The organism is Betaproteobacteria bacterium (genome assembly GCA_016720855.1).
Lineage (GTDB): Bacteria > Pseudomonadota > Gammaproteobacteria > Burkholderiales > Usitatibacteraceae > FEB-7.
The window spans coordinates 98,044-112,500 of the sequence record JADKJU010000001.1 but is presented as its reverse complement, the minus strand read 5'-3'; the positions used below and the strand labels follow the sequence as shown (position 1 = coordinate 112,500).

Genomic DNA, 14,457 nt, shown 5'->3' with positions numbered 1-14,457 from the left:
GTCCAATGCAAAGCTACAGTAAAGGTTCATGGGGTCTTTCCGTCTAGCCGCGGGTAGATTGCATCTTCACAAACATTTCAACTTCGCTGAGTCTCAGGAGGAGACAGTGTGGCCATCGTTACGCCATTCGTGCGGGTCGGAACTTACCCGACAAGGAATTTCGCTACCTTAGGACCGTTATAGTTACGGCCGCCGTTTACCGGGGCTTCGATCAAGAGCTTGCACCCCATCACTTAACCTTCCGGCACCGGGCAGGCGTCACACCCTATACGTCGACTTCCAACGTCTTAGCAGAGTGCTGTGTTTTTGATAAACAGTCGCAGCCACCGATTCTCTGCGGCCTTCTTCGGCTTTGGGGGCGAACCCCTCCACCTATGCAGGGCACACCTTCTCCCGAAGTTACGGTGTCAATTTGCCGAGTTCCTTCTCCTGAGTTCTCTCAAGCGCCTGAGAATTTTCATCCTGCCCACCTGTGTCGGTTTGCGGTACGGTCCCGACGGGCTGAAGCTTAGTGGCTTTTCCTGGAAGCAGGGTATCTGCAGCTTCGGGGAGTAAAACTCCCCTGGTCCCGCGCCTCGGTGTTGACCCCCCGGATTTCCCCTAAGAGATCCACCTACACGCTTCACCGGGACGTCCAACACCTGGTCTGCATAACCTTCTCCGTCCCCACATCGCACCCGTCGGCGGTTCCGGAATATTGACCGGATTCCCATCAGCTACGCATCTCTGCCTCACCTTAGGGGCCGACTCACCCTGCGCCGATGAACGTTGCGCAGGAAACCTTGGGCTTTCGGCGAGCGGGCCTTTCACCCGCTTTATCGCTACTCATGTCAGCATTCGCACTTCCCATACCTCCAGCATGCCTCTCGACACACCTTCGCAGGCGTAGGGAACGCTCCTCTACCACCGCTGCAATCCCCATGACGCACTCGAACAACCGCCGCCCAGAACTCCTGGCAGCATCAAGAACACTATGGTGGATTGCAGCGATCCGCAGCTTCGGTTATTGGCTTGAGCCCCGTTACATCTTCCGCGCAGGACGACTCGATCAGTGAGCTATTACGCTTTCTTTAAAGGATGGCTGCTTCTAAGCCAACCTCCTGACTGTCTGTGCCTTCCCACCTCGTTTTCCACTTAGCCAATATTGGGGACCTTAGCTGGCGGTCTGGGTTGTTTCCCTCTTGTCCCCGGACGTTAGCACCCGGGGACTGTCTGCCACGCTTCTACTCTTCGGTATTCGGAGTTTGCCATGGTTTGGTAAGCCTATAGCGGCCCCCTAGCCATAACAGTGCTCTACCCCCGAAGGTAATACGTGACGCACTACCTCAATAGTTTTCGAGGAGAACCAGCTATCTCCGGTTTTGTTTAGCCTTTCACCCCTATCCACAGCTCATCCCCGACCTTTTCAACGGGCGTGGGTTCGGCCCTCCAGTGGGTGTTACCCCACCTTCAGCCTGGCCATGGATAGATCAACCGGTTTCGGGTCTACGCCCAGCTACTGAACGCCCTGTTCAGACTCGCTTTCGCTGCGCCTCCGGCACCAAGCCTTAAGCTCGCAACTGAACGTAAGTCGCTGACCCATTATACAAAAGGTACGCCGTCACCCCCCCCCCCCCCCCCCCCGCCCCGGCCGGGCGGCCCCCCCCCCCCCCCCCCCCCCCCCCCTTTCCCCCCCCCCCCCCCCCGGCCCCCCCCCCCCCCCCCCCCCCCCAAGCCCCCCCCCCGCAAGGGCCCTGGCCCCCCCCTGGGCTCCGACTGTTTGTATGCATGCGGTTTCAGGTTCTATTTCACTCCCCTCCCGGGGTTCTTTTCGCCTTTCCCTCACGGTACTGGTTCACTATCGGTCGATAACGAGTATTTAGCCTTGGAGGATGGTCCCCCCATCTTCAGACAGGATTTCACGTGTCCCGCCCTACTTTGCTCGAGCTCAGTTCCACACACGGGTTTTCGCGTACGGGGCTATCACCCTCTGCGGCGGGCCTTTCCAGACCCTTTCGCTAACGCGCGTGCTAAAACTCGAAGGCTGGTCCCATTTCGCTCGCCACTACTTTGGGAATCTCGGTTGATTTCTGTTCCTCTGGTTACTGAGATGTTTCAGTTCTCCAGGTTCGCTCCTTATCCCCTATGTATTCAGGTGCAGGTGACCCTTGCGGGCCGGGTTTCCCCATTCGGAAATCTGCGGATCAGCGCCTATTTGCCGGCTCCCCGCAGCTTATCGCAGGCTGTCGCGTCCTTCATCGCCTGTTATCGCCAAGGCATCCACCACATGCACTTATTCGCTTGACCCTATAACTCTGCCCTCTCCACCGCACCTCTCGGCACAGCAAAAGAGCTTCGCTACAAGGCTTCTCATTAAGCGCTTGTGCGTGCTCGCCGCCCTTTTTAATACGGCAAGCACACGATGCAATACATTTACCCAGTGTCCTTGCGCAACAGCCCGCCCCAAACCCCAGGACGGACCCCTCCCCAAGAACTACCTTCATTTCCCGAATTGTTAAAGATCAGCCGGTCCCTTGCGGGACAGCAGATGCCAGGCAACGGCAACCGCTTAGTCCAACTTCCGAAGAAGCCAGAAGAGAACGAAGGCCCAAGACCTCGCCTCTCTTCTTCCCTCTGTTGGTTGCTCCCGCCCCTGCCCCAGCACCACTTGCCGCGCAGCCGTGGTGGAGCCAACCGGGATCGAACCGATGACCTCCTGCTTGCAAAGCAGGCGCTCTCCCAGCTGAGCTATGGCCCCCCCGATGGATCCCGTGAACCACCCCCCCGCCCAGCCTGGTTCGAAGAGTGGTGGGTCTGGATGGATTTGAACCATCGACCCCACGCCTTATCAAGACGTGTGCTCTGACCAACTGAGCTACAGACCCTGCCCGGGGGCAGCTACGCCAAACGATACAACCGATAGATGGTGGGTACTGCAGAATGACGCTTCTCTAGAAAGGAGGTGATCCAGCCGCACCTTCCGATACGGCTACCTTGTTACGACTTCACCCCAGTCACGAATCTCACCGTGGTCGGCGCCCCCCTTGCGGTTAGGCGACCGGCTTCTGGTGAAACCCGCTCCCATGGTGTGACGGGCGGTGTGTACAAGACCCGGGAACGTATTCACCGCGACATGCTGATCCGCGATTACTAGCGATTCCGACTTCATGCAGTCGAGTTGCAGACTGCAATCCGGACTACGATCGGCTTTCTGGGATTGGCTCCACCTCGCGGCTTGGCAACCCTCTGTACCGACCATTGTATTACGTGTGAAGCCCTACCCATAAGGGCCATGAGGACTTGACGTCATCCCCACCTTCCTCCGGTTTGTCACCGGCAGTCTCATTAGAGTGCCCAACTGAATGTAGCAACTAATGACAAGGGTTGCGCTCGTTGCGGGACTTAACCCAACATCTCACGACACGAGCTGACGACAGCCATGCAGCACCTGTGTTCCCGTTCCCTTTCGGGCACACCCGGATCTCTCCGGGCTCCAGGACATGTCAAGGGTAGGTAAGGTTTTTCGCGTTGCATCGAATTAATCCACATAATCCACCGCTTGTGCGGGTCCCCGTCAATTCCTTTGAGTTTTAACCTTGCGGCCGTACTCCCCAGGCGGTCAACTTCACGCGTTAGCTTCGTTACTGAGAGTGTCAAACCCCCAACAACCAGTTGACATAGTTTAGGGCGTGGACTACCAGGGTATCTAATCCTGTTTGCTCCCCACGCTTTCGTGCATGAGCGTCAGTATTAGCCCAGGGACCTGCCTTCGCCATCGGTATTCCTCCTGATATCTACGCATTTCACTGCTACACCAGGAATTCTAGTCCCCTCTGCCATACTCAAGCCTTGCAGTCCCAAATGCCATTCCCAGGTTAAGCCCGGGGATTTCACATCTGGCTTACAAAACCGCCTGCGCACGCTTTACGCCCAGTAATTCCGATTAACGCTCGCACCCTACGTATTACCGCGGCTGCTGGCACGTAGTTAGCCGGTGCTTATTCTTCCGGTACCGTCAGTAGCACGGGATATTCACCCGTACCGTTTCGCTCCGGACAAAAGAGCTTTACAACCCGAAGGCCTTCTTCACTCACGCGGAATGGCTGGATCAGGGTTGCCCCCATTGTCCAAAATTCCCCACTGCTGCCTCCCGTAGGAGTCTGGGCCGTGTCTCAGTCCCAGTGTGGCTGATCATCCTCTCAGACCAGCTACCGATCATCGCCTTGGTAAGCCTTTACCTCACCAACAAGCTAATCGGACATCGGCCAACCCAATCGCGCAAGGCCTTGCGGTCCCCTGCTTTCCTCTCTCGAGCGTATGCGGTATTAATCCGGCTTTCGCCGGGCTATCCCCCACGACATGGACATGTTCCGATGCATTACTCACCCGTTCGCCGCTCGCCGCCAGGTTGCCCCGCGCTGCCGCTCGACTTGCATGTGTAAAGCATTCCGCCAGCGTTCAATCTGAGCCAGGATCAAACTCTTCAGTTCAATCCATCAAAACTCACAAAGAAATCACATGGATTCCAAGTGAGTACTGCAAGATGCTTCATTTCCGATCACCACCCACAATGCAGTGGCTCTCGGTGCGCACCCACAGCACCCACCTCTATCGGCTGTAACTTGTTAAAGAGCGACGGGCGTCCCTTGCCGGGCAAAATGCCTGCAGGGATTTGGTTGCGGGGGCAGGATTTGAACCTGCGACCTTCGGGTTATGAGCCCGACGAGCTGCCAGACTGCTCCACCCCGCGCCCGATTTCGAACAGCCGGCTCAAAAAAGATGAACCGCGCGTCGAGAGGGTCATTATGACATCCCCACGCATACTGCGTCAAACACAGACCGCGCCCCAAACCGCGGGGGCGATCTGCCTCAACTGAAATCAAGGACTTGAGCATTGGATCCGGGAAACTGGCAACTGCTTCAGGCCGTGGCGCTGGGCTCCCTCGTGGCCTGGGCCAGCGGCCTTCGCCTCTACCTCGTGGTGTTCGTCCTGGGCCTGGCCGCACGCCTGGGCTATCTCACGCTGCCCGAGGCACTCGCGGTCCTTTCCCACCCCTATGTCATCGTAGCGGCCGGGATCCTGCTCGCCGTCGAGTTCCTGGCGGACAAGATCCCGGGAATCGACAGCGCCTGGGACGCGGTGCACACCTTCATCCGGATCCCCGCGGGCGCGCTGCTCGCCGCCGGCGTGGCGGGCGAGGACTTCAATGCGATCACCGTGGCCGCGGGTCTCCTGGGCGGCACCATCACGGCGGGAACCCACTTCGCGAAGGCCGGCGGGCGGGCGGCAATCAACACCTCGCCCGAGCCCATCTCCAACTGGATCGCGTCCTTCACCGAGGATGCCATGGTCCTGGGCGGAATCTGGGTCGCCCTCAATTACCCCGCGGTGTTCCTCGCCTCGCTGGCGGTGTTCCTGGCGTTCGCGGCCTGGTTCATCGTCGCATTCGCGAGATTCGTGCGCCGGCGCCTGATGCAGTAGAACAACGCGCAAGTGCGCGCTCCGGACGCGCCGCTCGGCTAGGCAGGACGGCGTTCGATCAGGGCCTGGGCCAGGGTGCCCGCGTCCACGTGCTCGATCTCGCCCCCGACCGGGAGCCCGCGCGCGATCCTCGACACCGCCAGCCCCTTGCCCCCCAGCATCTCCGACACGTAATGGGCCGTCGCCTCGCCTTCGACCGTGAAATTCGTCGCGAGGATCACTTCCTTCACCACGCCATCCATCGCGCGCTTGAGGAGCCTGTCGAGATGGATCTCGCGCGGGCCGATGCCGTCCAGCGGTGAAAGCCGCCCCATCAGCACGAAGTAGAGGCCACCGTAGCTCTGCGTCTGCTCCATCATCAGCAGGTCGGCCGGCGATTCCACCACGCACAGGAGCGAGGCGTCACGGCGAGGCGACGAGCACAGGACACAGGTCTCGGCTTCCGTGAACGTGTTGCAGCGCGCGCAATGGCGGATCTTGCGAAGCGACTCGCCCAGGGCCGCCGACAGTCTCCCCGCTCCCGCGTGGTCACGCTGCAGCAGGTGATAGGCCATCCGCGTGGCGGATTTCGGCCCGACGCCGGGCAGGCAGCGAAGGGCCTGGATCAGCTCGTCCAGCGAATCGGGCGTCTGCATCGTGGCGCGATAAGGTTCAGAACGGGAGCTTCATTCCGGGGGGCAGGTTGAGCCCGGAGGTGAAGCCCGCCATCTTTTCCTGGCTGGTCGCCTCGGCCCTGCGCGCCGCGTCGTTGAAGGCGGCGGCGACGAGATCCTCTAGCATGTCCTTGTCCTCGCCGAGCAGGCTCGGGTCGATGGTCACTCGCTTCACCGCATGCTTGCAGGTCATCACCACCTTCACCAGTCCAGCGCCCGATTGGCCCTCGACCTCGATGGACTCGAGACTCTCCTGGACCTTGCGCATGTTCTCCTGCATCTGCTGCGCCTGCTTCATGAGACCGCCCAGCCCGCCCTTCATCATGGCTTTCCCCTCTTGTCTTCGGTTGCCCCGGAATCCTTGTCTCCCGCGATCCGGATGGACGATGACACGATCTGTGCCCCCATGCCCTCCACGAGATCGCGCACGAACGGGTCGCTCTCGAGGGCCGCCGTCGCGCTGTCCAGGCGCTTCTGCGCCTCGACGCCGCGCACGGCCGCGACGCTTCGGCCGAGCGTCTCACCCACCCGGACCGACAACCGGAAGCCCGCGCCGAACTGCGGGGCGAGCGCTGCCTTGAGCTTTTCCAGGTAGGACTTCTCCGCGTACATCCGGTGCGCCTCGGGAAGGACGAGCTTCAGGTGGTTGCCCTCGAAGGAATCCATCTCACCGTACCGGGCGAGCAGCCCGGCCATGCCGCTCAGGCTCTGGCCCTCGACGAACGAGCTCCAGTCGCCCTCGAAGGCGGCCGGCGTTGCTGCCGGGGGCGCCATTTGCTTTTCCTCCCGAGGAGCGCTTGCGGCACGATCCGGTTCGCTGCGCGGCGCCGAGGCGGCGGGCACGCTGCGCGCGGGAAGGCTCTCGCCCGCCGACGTCGTGCCGAAGGAGAGCATGCGCATGATGGCCATGCCGAAACCGGCGATCTCGTCGGGCGCCAGCGCAAGATCGCGCCGGCCCAGGACGGCGACCTGGTACATCACCTGGACGCGCCCCGGGTCGAGACGGTTGGCCAGCGACACGATGCGCGCCGTGTCCGGCTCGTCGGGCGCAAGCTGCGCGCCGTGCTGCGCGAGCGCCACGCGATGCAGGATGGCCGCGACGTCCTGCAGGGCCTGGTCGCAGGACAGGCCGCGCTCGGAGATCCGCTCGGCCTCGGCCAGCGCGCCTGCACCGTCGGCGGAGGCGATTGCTTCAAGGAGAGGCCAGGCAAGCTCGCTCCCCACCGCGCCGAGCATGTCCGCGACCTGCGAGGCCGTCACCTTTCCCGAGCCGAAGGCGATGGCCTGGTCCGCGAGGCTCAAGCTGTCGCGAACGCTGCCCGCCGCGGCCCTCGCCAACAGCGCGAGTGCCGGCTCGTCGAAGGCAATGCCCTCCGCCTCGAGCACCCGCTTGAGGTGCCCGGCCAGCAACGGCGGCGGCAGCGCCTTCAGGTTGAACTGCAGGCAGCGCGAGAGCACCGTTACCGGCAGCCGTTGCGGGTCGGTGGTCGCGAGGATGAATTTCACGTGCTCGGGCGGCTCCTCCAGGGTCTTCAGCATCGAGTTGAACGCATGCCGCGAGAGCATGTGCACCTCGTCGATGATGTAGACCTTGTAGCGCCCCGACACGGGCATGTACTGCGCATTGTCGAGGAGATCGCGCATCTCGTCGACCTTGGTGTTGGTCGCGGCGTCGACCTCGAGCATGTCCACGAACCGCCCCGAGTCGATCTCTGTGCAGGCGCGGCACTTGCCGCACGGCCGGGACGAGACGCCCGTCTCGCAGTTGATCGACTTGGCGAGGATGCGCGCGAGCGTCGTCTTGCCGACGCCGCGGGTACCGGTGAACAGGTAGGCGTGGTGCAGGCGGCCGGTGTCCAGCGCATTGGCGAGCGCGGTGACCACATGCGGCTGTCCGACCAACTGGTCGAACGCCTTGGGGCGCCACTTGCGCGCGAGGACCTGGTACGTCATGGAATCGTCCGGCGAAAAGGCCGCGCCACGCGCGGCCTCATGGAATCTGGAAAGGCGAGCCTGACCCCCGGCACTTGAAGGAATCGACTATGGCTGCTTCGTTCCCGACCTGACCAGGTTCGCCGCCCTTCAATGCGGGGAGGCCCGCCGGAACGGATTATCGCACATCGAATCAGGCTGCTGCCGCGCAGGTTCGAAAGCCCGCGAAGACATCGTTGCGATGGGGCAGATAGAAGTTGCGCCAGCGGTTGTGGACCAGACGCGAGCGTGTCGCGAAGCACCCGCCCCGCAGCACTGCGTGAGTATGGAACCACGGCTCCGAATACTCCGCGTATGCGTCCGTCTCGAAGCCGGGGTATGGCGCGAAATCCGAGGAGGTCCATTCCCACACCCCGCCGATCATCATCTCGAGGCCGCTCGCCGATGGCGCCGGGTCGGGCGCGGCAACCGGACGCGCGATCCGGTAGTCGAGCGCAAGTGCCGGAGGCGGCACGGCATCGCCCCACGGGTAGCGGTCCTCGCGCCCGCCGTTGCGCGCCGCGTACTCCCACTCGCTCTCGGTCGGCAGCCTCCGGCCGGCCCAACGGCACCACGCCTCGGCTTCGTGCCGGCAGACCTGCACCACGGGCTCGTCTTCCTGCAATGCACCCCACGCGTCGAACCAGCGCATCGACCAGCCGCTATCGTCCCTCTTCCAGTTCCGCGGCATCGTCGCCCCCGACGAATCGAGCCAGCGCTGCCCTTCCGGCGACCAGAACTGCTCGCGCCGGTAGCCGCCCTCCTCCACGAACGCCAGGTACCGGCCGTTGGACACCGGCCGCGAAGCCATCGCAAAGGCAGCCACGCGCACGGGATGCGCCCACTTCTCGTTGTCGAATGCGTGCTCGCCGTCGCCGCATCGTGCTCCCTGCTGGAACTCGCCGCCGGGAAAATGCACGTCCTCTGCGCCGCCGGCGACCGCAGCGGGCATTCGCAGGTGCTCGCGACGGGGCGCGGGAAGTCCCAGCGTGTGCAGTGTCATGAGCAGCGCCTCGCCGTGCATGTCCTCATGGAAGAGCGCCAGGCGAAAACGGTGGCGTTCGTCCTCGCGACTCGATGCGAGGTCATCGAGCGACGCGGTGAGCGTTGCCTCCAGGTAGCGCAACACCTCCTCGAGCGGCGGGTAAGGCAGGGACCACCGCGAATCATGCGCGACGGTCCGCGAGTCGAACAGCGAATCGGCCCCCGCAAGCCGCGACGGCGTGCGCTTTCCTTCCGGATCGTCCGGCTTCCAGCGCCGGCAGAAGAACTCCTGGAAGAATCCGATGTGCGCAAGTTCCCAGAGGGGCGGATTCACGATTTCCAGGAGCGGCACCTGCCACTGCGCGCCCTCGAGGTGACCATACATCGAGAGGGTATACTCGCGGCTCTCCCGCAAGGCGTCCGCCAGCGCGTGGACATCGTTCAGCATGGGCAGTTCTTCCCGAGCAAGGCCGGTGGCATTCATCGTGACGCCCGGCACGCGCGAATCCAACAACGGCAACTGGCGCACCGCCCGGCGGTGGGCCGGATTCCTCGCCGGAGTCGCGAAGCCGATTGTACAGAGCGAATGGAATGGCGAGAGCGCGGATGTGGTTCTCGCCCTGCACGCCCGACGCAGCGCCGCCTCCATCGAGAGGCTCAAGACCGCGAACCCCCGCACGCCTGTCGTGCTCGTACTTTCCGGAACTGATCTGTACCGCGACCTCCCCGCGAGTGCGCTGGCCCGGCGATCGCTGGACCTCGCCGACCGGATCATCGCCCTCCAGGACGACGCCCTCGGGCACGTGCCGCGCGAGCATCTCGGCAAGTGCGAAGTGATCTACCAGTCCTCGACCCCGCTGGCGCCCATTCGCAAGCCGGCCGGGCGGCTCGACTGCGTGGCCGTGGGGCACCTGCGCGAGGAAAAGGACCCGGAAACGCTCTGGAAGGCGATGCAACTGCTCGATCCGCAGTTGCCCATCCGCCTGCGCCACATCGGCTCGGCCCTCGATCCTGCACTCGAGAAGGCGGCTCGCCACGCGATGGCGCGCGATTCGCGCTACCGGTGGAGCGGCCCGCTACCGCACGGGCTGGCGCGTTGCGCCATCCGTGACGCCCACGTGCTCGTCCACCCCTCGGTGATGGAGGGAGGGGCCAACGTGATCGTGGAGGCCATCACGGCGGGAACGCCGGTCGTCGCGAGCCGGGTCTCGGGCAACATCGGCATGCTCGGCGGGAACTATCCGGGCTATTTCGGGGTCGGTGATGCTGCGGGGCTCGCGAGCCTTCTCACGTCCCTGCTGGAGGACCCGCAAGCGCTTCGTGCCCTGCGCCAGGCCTGCAGGGAGCGCCGACCATTGTTTTCTCCGGCGCGCGAGCGCCTGGCGCTTAGGCGACTGGTGCTGGGCCTTGCCGGCGCGAAGCGGCGCTAGAATCCCCCACTGACGAGCCCCTTCGAGGAGAGCTTCACCATGGACATGCCTGTCCGACTCACCCAGTTCAGCCACGGCGGCGGTTGCGGCTGCAAGATCGCCCCCGGCGTGCTCGAGCAGATCCTCTCCAAGGCGGCCCCCGGGCTGGTGCCGAAGCAGTTGCTGGTCGGCATCGAGACCGCCGACGACGCGGCCGTGTACCAGATCAACGAGACGCAGGCGATCGTCGCCACCACCGACTTCTTCATGCCGATCGTGGACGACCCGTTCGACTTCGGCGCGATCGCGGCGACCAACGCCATCTCCGACGTCTATGCCATGGGCGGCAGTCCCCTCTTCGCACTGGCCCTCGTGGGCATGCCGGTAAACAAGATTCCGCTCGAGACGATCCGACGCATCCTCGAAGGCGGCGAATCGGTGTGCGCCCGCGCGGGCATCCCGATCGCGGGCGGCCACACCATCGATTCCGTGGAGCCGATCTACGGGCTGGTCGCCATCGGCCTGGTGGATCCGCGCAACCTCAAGCGAAACGCCGGCGCGAAGCCGGGCGACAAGCTCGTTCTCGGCAAGCCGCTGGGCGTCGGCATCTACAGCGCCGCGCTCAAGAAGGGGCGACTCGACGAGGTCGGCTATCGGGCGATGATCGAGAGCACCACGAAGCTCAACACGCCGGGACCGAAGCTCGGCAAGCTGGCGGGCGTCCATGCGCTCACCGACGTCACGGGCTTCGGATTGCTCGGCCACCTGCTCGAGATCTGCAAGGGCTCGGCCGTGGCCGCGCGCGTGGACTGGAACGCGCTCCCGATTCTTCCTGGTGCCCTGGCGCTTGCGCGCGAAGGGTTCACGACCGGCGCATCGGGGCGCAACTTCGCGGGCTACGACGACAAGGTCATGTTCGGGCCCGCGATCGACGAGGCGGGCAAGGCGCTCCTCACCGACCCGCAGACGAGCGGCGGGCTCCTGGTGTCGTGCAGTGCCGAAACGGTGGAGGAGGTCCTGCGGATCTTCATCGACGACGGGTTCGCTCACGCTGCCGTCATCGGGGATGTCTTGGCCGGCCAGCCGGTCGTTCACGTCGGCTGACGCGGTCCGGCAGGTCGCCGCTCAGGCGGCGTGGAACACCGAGTAAGCCACCCCCTGCGCGTCCCATCGGCGCACGGAAGTGAATCCCGCGTCCCCGAGCATCGCCTCGAACTGCGCGGGCGCGTATTTGTAGGAATTCTCCGTGTGGATGCGATCGCCCGGCCGGAAGCGGCGTCCGCGGCCGTCCAGCAGCACCTCCTGGTCGCGAATGCTCTCCAGGTGCATCTCGATGCGCCCCTCGGCCTCGTTGTAGAAGCCGACGTGCGAAAACCCGTCCACGTCGAAATCGAAGCCGAATTTCGCGTTCAGGTGGCGCAGCGAGTTGCGATTGAACGCCGCCGTGACGCCGAGCGCGTCGTCGTAGGCCGCATCGAGCGTGGCCTTCGCCTTCTTCCCGTCCACCCCGATGAGGAGCGAGCTGCCGGGCCGCGCTGCGCAATACCGCCGGATACCCGCGAGGAATGCCGTGGCCTGCGTCGGCGTGAAGTTCCCGATGCTGGATCCGGGATAGAAGAAAAGTGCGGGCGTATCGACCAGGACACCGTCCAGATCCAGCGCGCGCGAGAAGTCGGTCGCCACGCCAACGAGCTCGAGGTCCGGGAAATCCGGCGCCAGCTTCTCGAGCGCAGCCGCGATCTCGTGGATGGCGATGTCCACCGCGACATAGCGCGAAGGCGACAGGTGCGGTAGCCACCCTTTCGCCTTGCAGCAGTCGCCCGCTCCGAGATCCACGAACTGGCGCCCGGGACCGATGACGGAGGCGATCTCCAGGCGCCTCGCCTGGAAAAGCTCGATCTCCGTTCGCGTCGGGTAGTACTCGGACAGGCGGCAGATGGCGCCGTAGAGCGCGCAGCCCAATTCGTCATAGAAGTATTTCGGCGGGATGGCCGCGGGCTCGCGCAGGAGCCCTTCCACGAGCTCACGGCGCTCGGCCCCGGTATCGAGGGCGAGACGATCAATGAGCAACGGGCCGTCCATGGTACTCAGCGGGCCGCGGACGACGGCCGCTCGCGCGGAAGCAAGGGCAGGATCGCCGCCTCCAGCGCCTCACCGGTATCCAGCTCGCCTTCCGCGAACAGGCGAATGCGCCCGGCCGCATCGACGATGAAGGTCGTCGGCAGCGCCCGCACCTTCCATGCCTTCGCGGCCTGCTTGTCGCGATCCATGAGGATCGGGAGGTCCAGCCCGGTGCGGCCGGTGAAGGCATTCACCCGCTCGGGCATCTCGCCCTGGTTCACCGCGATCACCTCGAAGCCGCGGGGTGCAAGCCTTACGCGCAACCTCGCGAGCGCGGGCATCTCCTCGACGCACGGAGCGCACCAGGTGGCCCAGAAATTCACCAACACCACCTTGCCGCGAAGCTTGGCAAGATCGACCGTGTCGCCGGCCGGTGTCTTCAGGACGAGCACGGGCGTGACTCCTCCCGCCCACGGCCTGAGGGAATCGGCTGCTTGCGTGGACAAGGCGGCAGCCAGCATCGCCATGGCAATGATCGAAGTCGGGAATCGAAGCACAGGGAGGGAGGCCGCGCTTCGCGCGCGGCCTTTTCGAGGGTCAGATCTCGCGCGCGGTGATCTGGTACCTGAAGTTGTCCGGGTCGAGGCTGTCGAGCCTGCCATCGGCCGTCTCGCACTGCGGATACATGAAGAACGGGATCCTGCCCTTCGCCGCGCCCGGAAGCGCCACGTCATGGGCGAAGTTGTAGGCGAGCCAATTCATCTCCCACGACCCGAAGAGCCGCGCGCGCGCCTTCGTCACCTTCTCGTCCCCGATCCGCAGGTTGCCCGGGGGCTCCTCCAGGACGACCTTGCGAACGTCGGCGGGATCGACCGGCACCCAGCCGTAGCCGTTGAGGAACACCTCGGCGCGGCAATGCTGCGCCTTGGTGATGTTCTCGGTCCCGGCGCCCAGGCTCTTGTACCCGTACTCGGATTTCGCCACGCGGATTCCGTACACGTCGCGCGCGGGCAATCCCACGGCCCGGGCCAGGCCTACGTAGAGCGAGTTCAGGTCCGCACACTTGCCGCTCAGGTTCTTCGTCTCGAGCAGGTACTTGATGTCGCCTTCACCGCAGCCGCGCGTCTTCGGATCGCGGAAGGTGTTGTCGCAGATCCATTCGTAGAGGGCGCGCGCCTTCTCGACGTCGCCCCGGGTGCCCTTCGTGATGTCCATCGCCGTGTCCTTCACGATGCCGTCGGTGGGCAGGAACTCGGTCGCCTTGAGGTACTGGGCGAGTTCCGCGGGATTCCCGGACACCTTGCGCGGCTTCGTCAGATCCACCGCGACGTCGCGCGTCGCGAACCGGCTCACGAGCGTGAGGACGGGCTTCGCGCCTTCCGCCCATTCGGTCCACACCATGCCCAGACCCCAGGCGGGATCGGAGGCGGCGCTCCCCTCGGCCCCTTCGGCCTTGAACGTGCTTCCCAGCGACTTCTGGTACGGCGTATCGACGGTGAGCGGCGTCGGCAGCCATACGCGCGTCTTGCCCGCTGGCTTCACGACCTCGACGCGCGTGGTCACCTCGAAGGTGCGCCAGCGGTCGGCGGGGGATTGCGCGAAGGCGCGGGAGACTGCGGCGGGAAGGACCAGGCCCGTGGAGGCGAGTCCGGCAAGGCGGAGGAAGTTGCGACGTTGCATGGTGGGCTCCATTCTCAGTCGGGTTGAGGAGGCGCGAGGGCCAGCCGGGGACCGCATCCGCTACAGGCAAGCGGGGCGGACATGAGGGATCGCTTGGTTCGCGAACGGTTCGGCACGATCATGAGTGCTCCCGGGAAACGTGGCGGGCTCGCCACTGTGCGGATAATGATAGTGGATACGGTTCGCAACGGGCTGCGGATTTGGTCCCATGACCCGGCCGGTGCGCGCTGCTCTGACG

At 64.2% G+C, this 14,457-nt stretch carries 10 protein-coding genes, 3 tRNA genes, 2 rRNA genes and 1 other RNA gene (1 of these 16 only partly in view); 3 read left to right on the top strand and 13 right to left on the bottom strand.

All coding sequences use genetic code 11. The features are described 5' to 3' along the window. The 5 genes from IPP91_00465 to IPP91_00445 form a co-directional block, all read right to left on the bottom strand. Window positions 1–2,286 (bottom strand): 23S ribosomal RNA (locus IPP91_00465); it reaches 807 nt to the left of the window's first position. 375 nt (window positions 2,287–2,661) lie between these two features. Next, window positions 2,662–2,737, bottom strand: a tRNA-Ala gene (locus tag IPP91_00460). 48 nt (window positions 2,738–2,785) lie between these two features. Beyond that, a tRNA-Ile gene (locus IPP91_00455) sits at window positions 2,786–2,864 on the bottom strand. Between the two features lie 70 nt (window positions 2,865–2,934). Continuing rightward, window positions 2,935–4,469 (bottom strand): 16S ribosomal RNA (locus tag IPP91_00450). The 16S and 23S rRNA genes sit together here with 3 tRNA genes alongside, the layout of an rRNA operon. Window positions 4,470–4,652: 183 nt before the next feature. After that, window positions 4,653–4,729: transfer RNA gene (locus tag IPP91_00445), tRNA-Met, on the bottom strand. A gap of 165 nt (window positions 4,730–4,894) precedes the next feature. Between IPP91_00445 and IPP91_00440 the strand changes: the two genes are divergently transcribed. Continuing rightward, window positions 4,895–5,461, top strand: coding sequence for a DUF4126 domain-containing protein (locus IPP91_00440; protein MBL0140567.1), 567 nt, complete (start codon window positions 4,895–4,897; stop codon window positions 5,459–5,461). A gap of 38 nt (window positions 5,462–5,499) precedes the next feature. Here the strand turns inward: IPP91_00440 and recR are convergent, their stop codons facing one another. From recR to egtB, 5 genes are all read right to left on the bottom strand, one after another. Then, window positions 5,500–6,096 carry a recombination protein RecR gene (gene recR / locus IPP91_00435; protein ID MBL0140566.1) on the bottom strand — a complete coding sequence of 199 codons (597 nt, stop codon included), beginning with the start codon at window positions 6,094–6,096 and terminating at the stop codon, window positions 5,500–5,502. A 16-nt stretch (window positions 6,097–6,112) separates the two neighbouring features. Beyond that, the gene (locus IPP91_00430; protein MBL0140565.1) at window positions 6,113–6,439 is read right to left on the bottom strand and encodes a YbaB/EbfC family nucleoid-associated protein; all 327 of its coding nucleotides are present in this window, start codon (window positions 6,437–6,439) and stop codon (window positions 6,113–6,115) included. Continuing rightward, entirely contained in the window at window positions 6,436–8,067 is a 1,632-nt protein-coding gene (gene dnaX / locus IPP91_00425; protein MBL0140564.1) for a DNA polymerase III subunit gamma/tau, read from the bottom strand. Before dnaX ends, IPP91_00430 begins: the two co-directional genes overlap by 4 nt. 50 nt (window positions 8,068–8,117) lie before the next feature. Further along, an RNA gene (gene ffs / locus IPP91_00420) (signal recognition particle sRNA small type) lies at window positions 8,118–8,216 on the bottom strand. 23 nt (window positions 8,217–8,239) lie between these two features. After that, entirely contained in the window at window positions 8,240–9,517 is a 1,278-nt protein-coding gene (gene egtB, locus IPP91_00415; GenBank protein ID MBL0140563.1) for an ergothioneine biosynthesis protein EgtB, read from the bottom strand. Between egtB and IPP91_00410 the strand changes: the two genes are divergently transcribed. Together IPP91_00410 and selD are read left to right on the top strand one after the other, a co-directional pair. Then, window positions 9,516–10,499 carry a TIGR04348 family glycosyltransferase gene (locus IPP91_00410; GenBank protein MBL0140562.1) on the top strand — a complete coding sequence of 328 codons (984 nt, stop codon included), beginning with the start codon at window positions 9,516–9,518 and terminating at the stop codon, window positions 10,497–10,499. The two genes, egtB and IPP91_00410, sit on opposite strands and share 2 nt — an antisense overlap. Before the next feature lie 45 nt (window positions 10,500–10,544). Further along, window positions 10,545–11,582 carry a selenide, water dikinase SelD gene (gene selD, locus IPP91_00405; GenBank protein ID MBL0140561.1) on the top strand — a complete coding sequence of 346 codons (1,038 nt, stop codon included), beginning with the start codon at window positions 10,545–10,547 and terminating at the stop codon, window positions 11,580–11,582. Between the two features lie 21 nt (window positions 11,583–11,603). Here selD and egtD read toward each other — a convergent pair whose 3' ends face one another. From egtD to IPP91_00390, 3 genes are all read right to left on the bottom strand, one after another. Further along, complete coding sequence (gene egtD / locus IPP91_00400; protein MBL0140560.1) at window positions 11,604–12,548, bottom strand: L-histidine N(alpha)-methyltransferase; 945 nt, start codon at window positions 12,546–12,548, stop codon at window positions 11,604–11,606. Window positions 12,549–12,565: 17 nt separating this feature from the next. Next, window positions 12,566–13,066 carry a TlpA family protein disulfide reductase gene (locus IPP91_00395; protein ID MBL0140559.1) on the bottom strand — a complete coding sequence of 167 codons (501 nt, stop codon included), beginning with the start codon at window positions 13,064–13,066 and terminating at the stop codon, window positions 12,566–12,568. Window positions 13,067–13,136: 70 nt separating this feature from the next. Next, a complete protein-coding gene (locus tag IPP91_00390) occupies window positions 13,137–14,219 on the bottom strand; it encodes a transglutaminase domain-containing protein (GenBank protein ID MBL0140558.1) in 1,083 nt (360 codons plus the stop codon). Window positions 14,220–14,457: the final 238 nt, after the last annotated feature.

What these genes read in the sequence shown, in the direction of transcription:
- egtB (MBL0140563.1), bottom strand. Translation starts at nt 9,517, where the DNA reads ATGCTGAACGATGTCCACGCGCTGGCGGACGCCTTGCGGGAGAGCCGC.
- selD (MBL0140561.1), top strand. Translation starts at nt 10,545, where the DNA reads ATGCCTGTCCGACTCACCCAGTTCAGCCACGGCGGCGGTTGCGGCTGC.
- dnaX (MBL0140564.1), bottom strand. Translation starts at nt 8,067, where the DNA reads ATGACGTACCAGGTCCTCGCGCGCAAGTGGCGCCCCAAGGCGTTCGAC.
- IPP91_00430 (MBL0140565.1), bottom strand. Translation starts at nt 6,439, where the DNA reads ATGATGAAGGGCGGGCTGGGCGGTCTCATGAAGCAGGCGCAGCAGATG.
- IPP91_00390 (MBL0140558.1), bottom strand. Translation starts at nt 14,219, where the DNA reads ATGCAACGTCGCAACTTCCTCCGCCTTGCCGGACTCGCCTCCACGGGC.
- IPP91_00410 (MBL0140562.1), top strand. Translation starts at nt 9,516, where the DNA reads ATGGGCAGTTCTTCCCGAGCAAGGCCGGTGGCATTCATCGTGACGCCC.
- recR (MBL0140566.1), bottom strand. Translation starts at nt 6,096, where the DNA reads ATGCAGACGCCCGATTCGCTGGACGAGCTGATCCAGGCCCTTCGCTGC.
- IPP91_00395 (MBL0140559.1), bottom strand. Translation starts at nt 13,066, where the DNA reads ATGGCGATGCTGGCTGCCGCCTTGTCCACGCAAGCAGCCGATTCCCTC.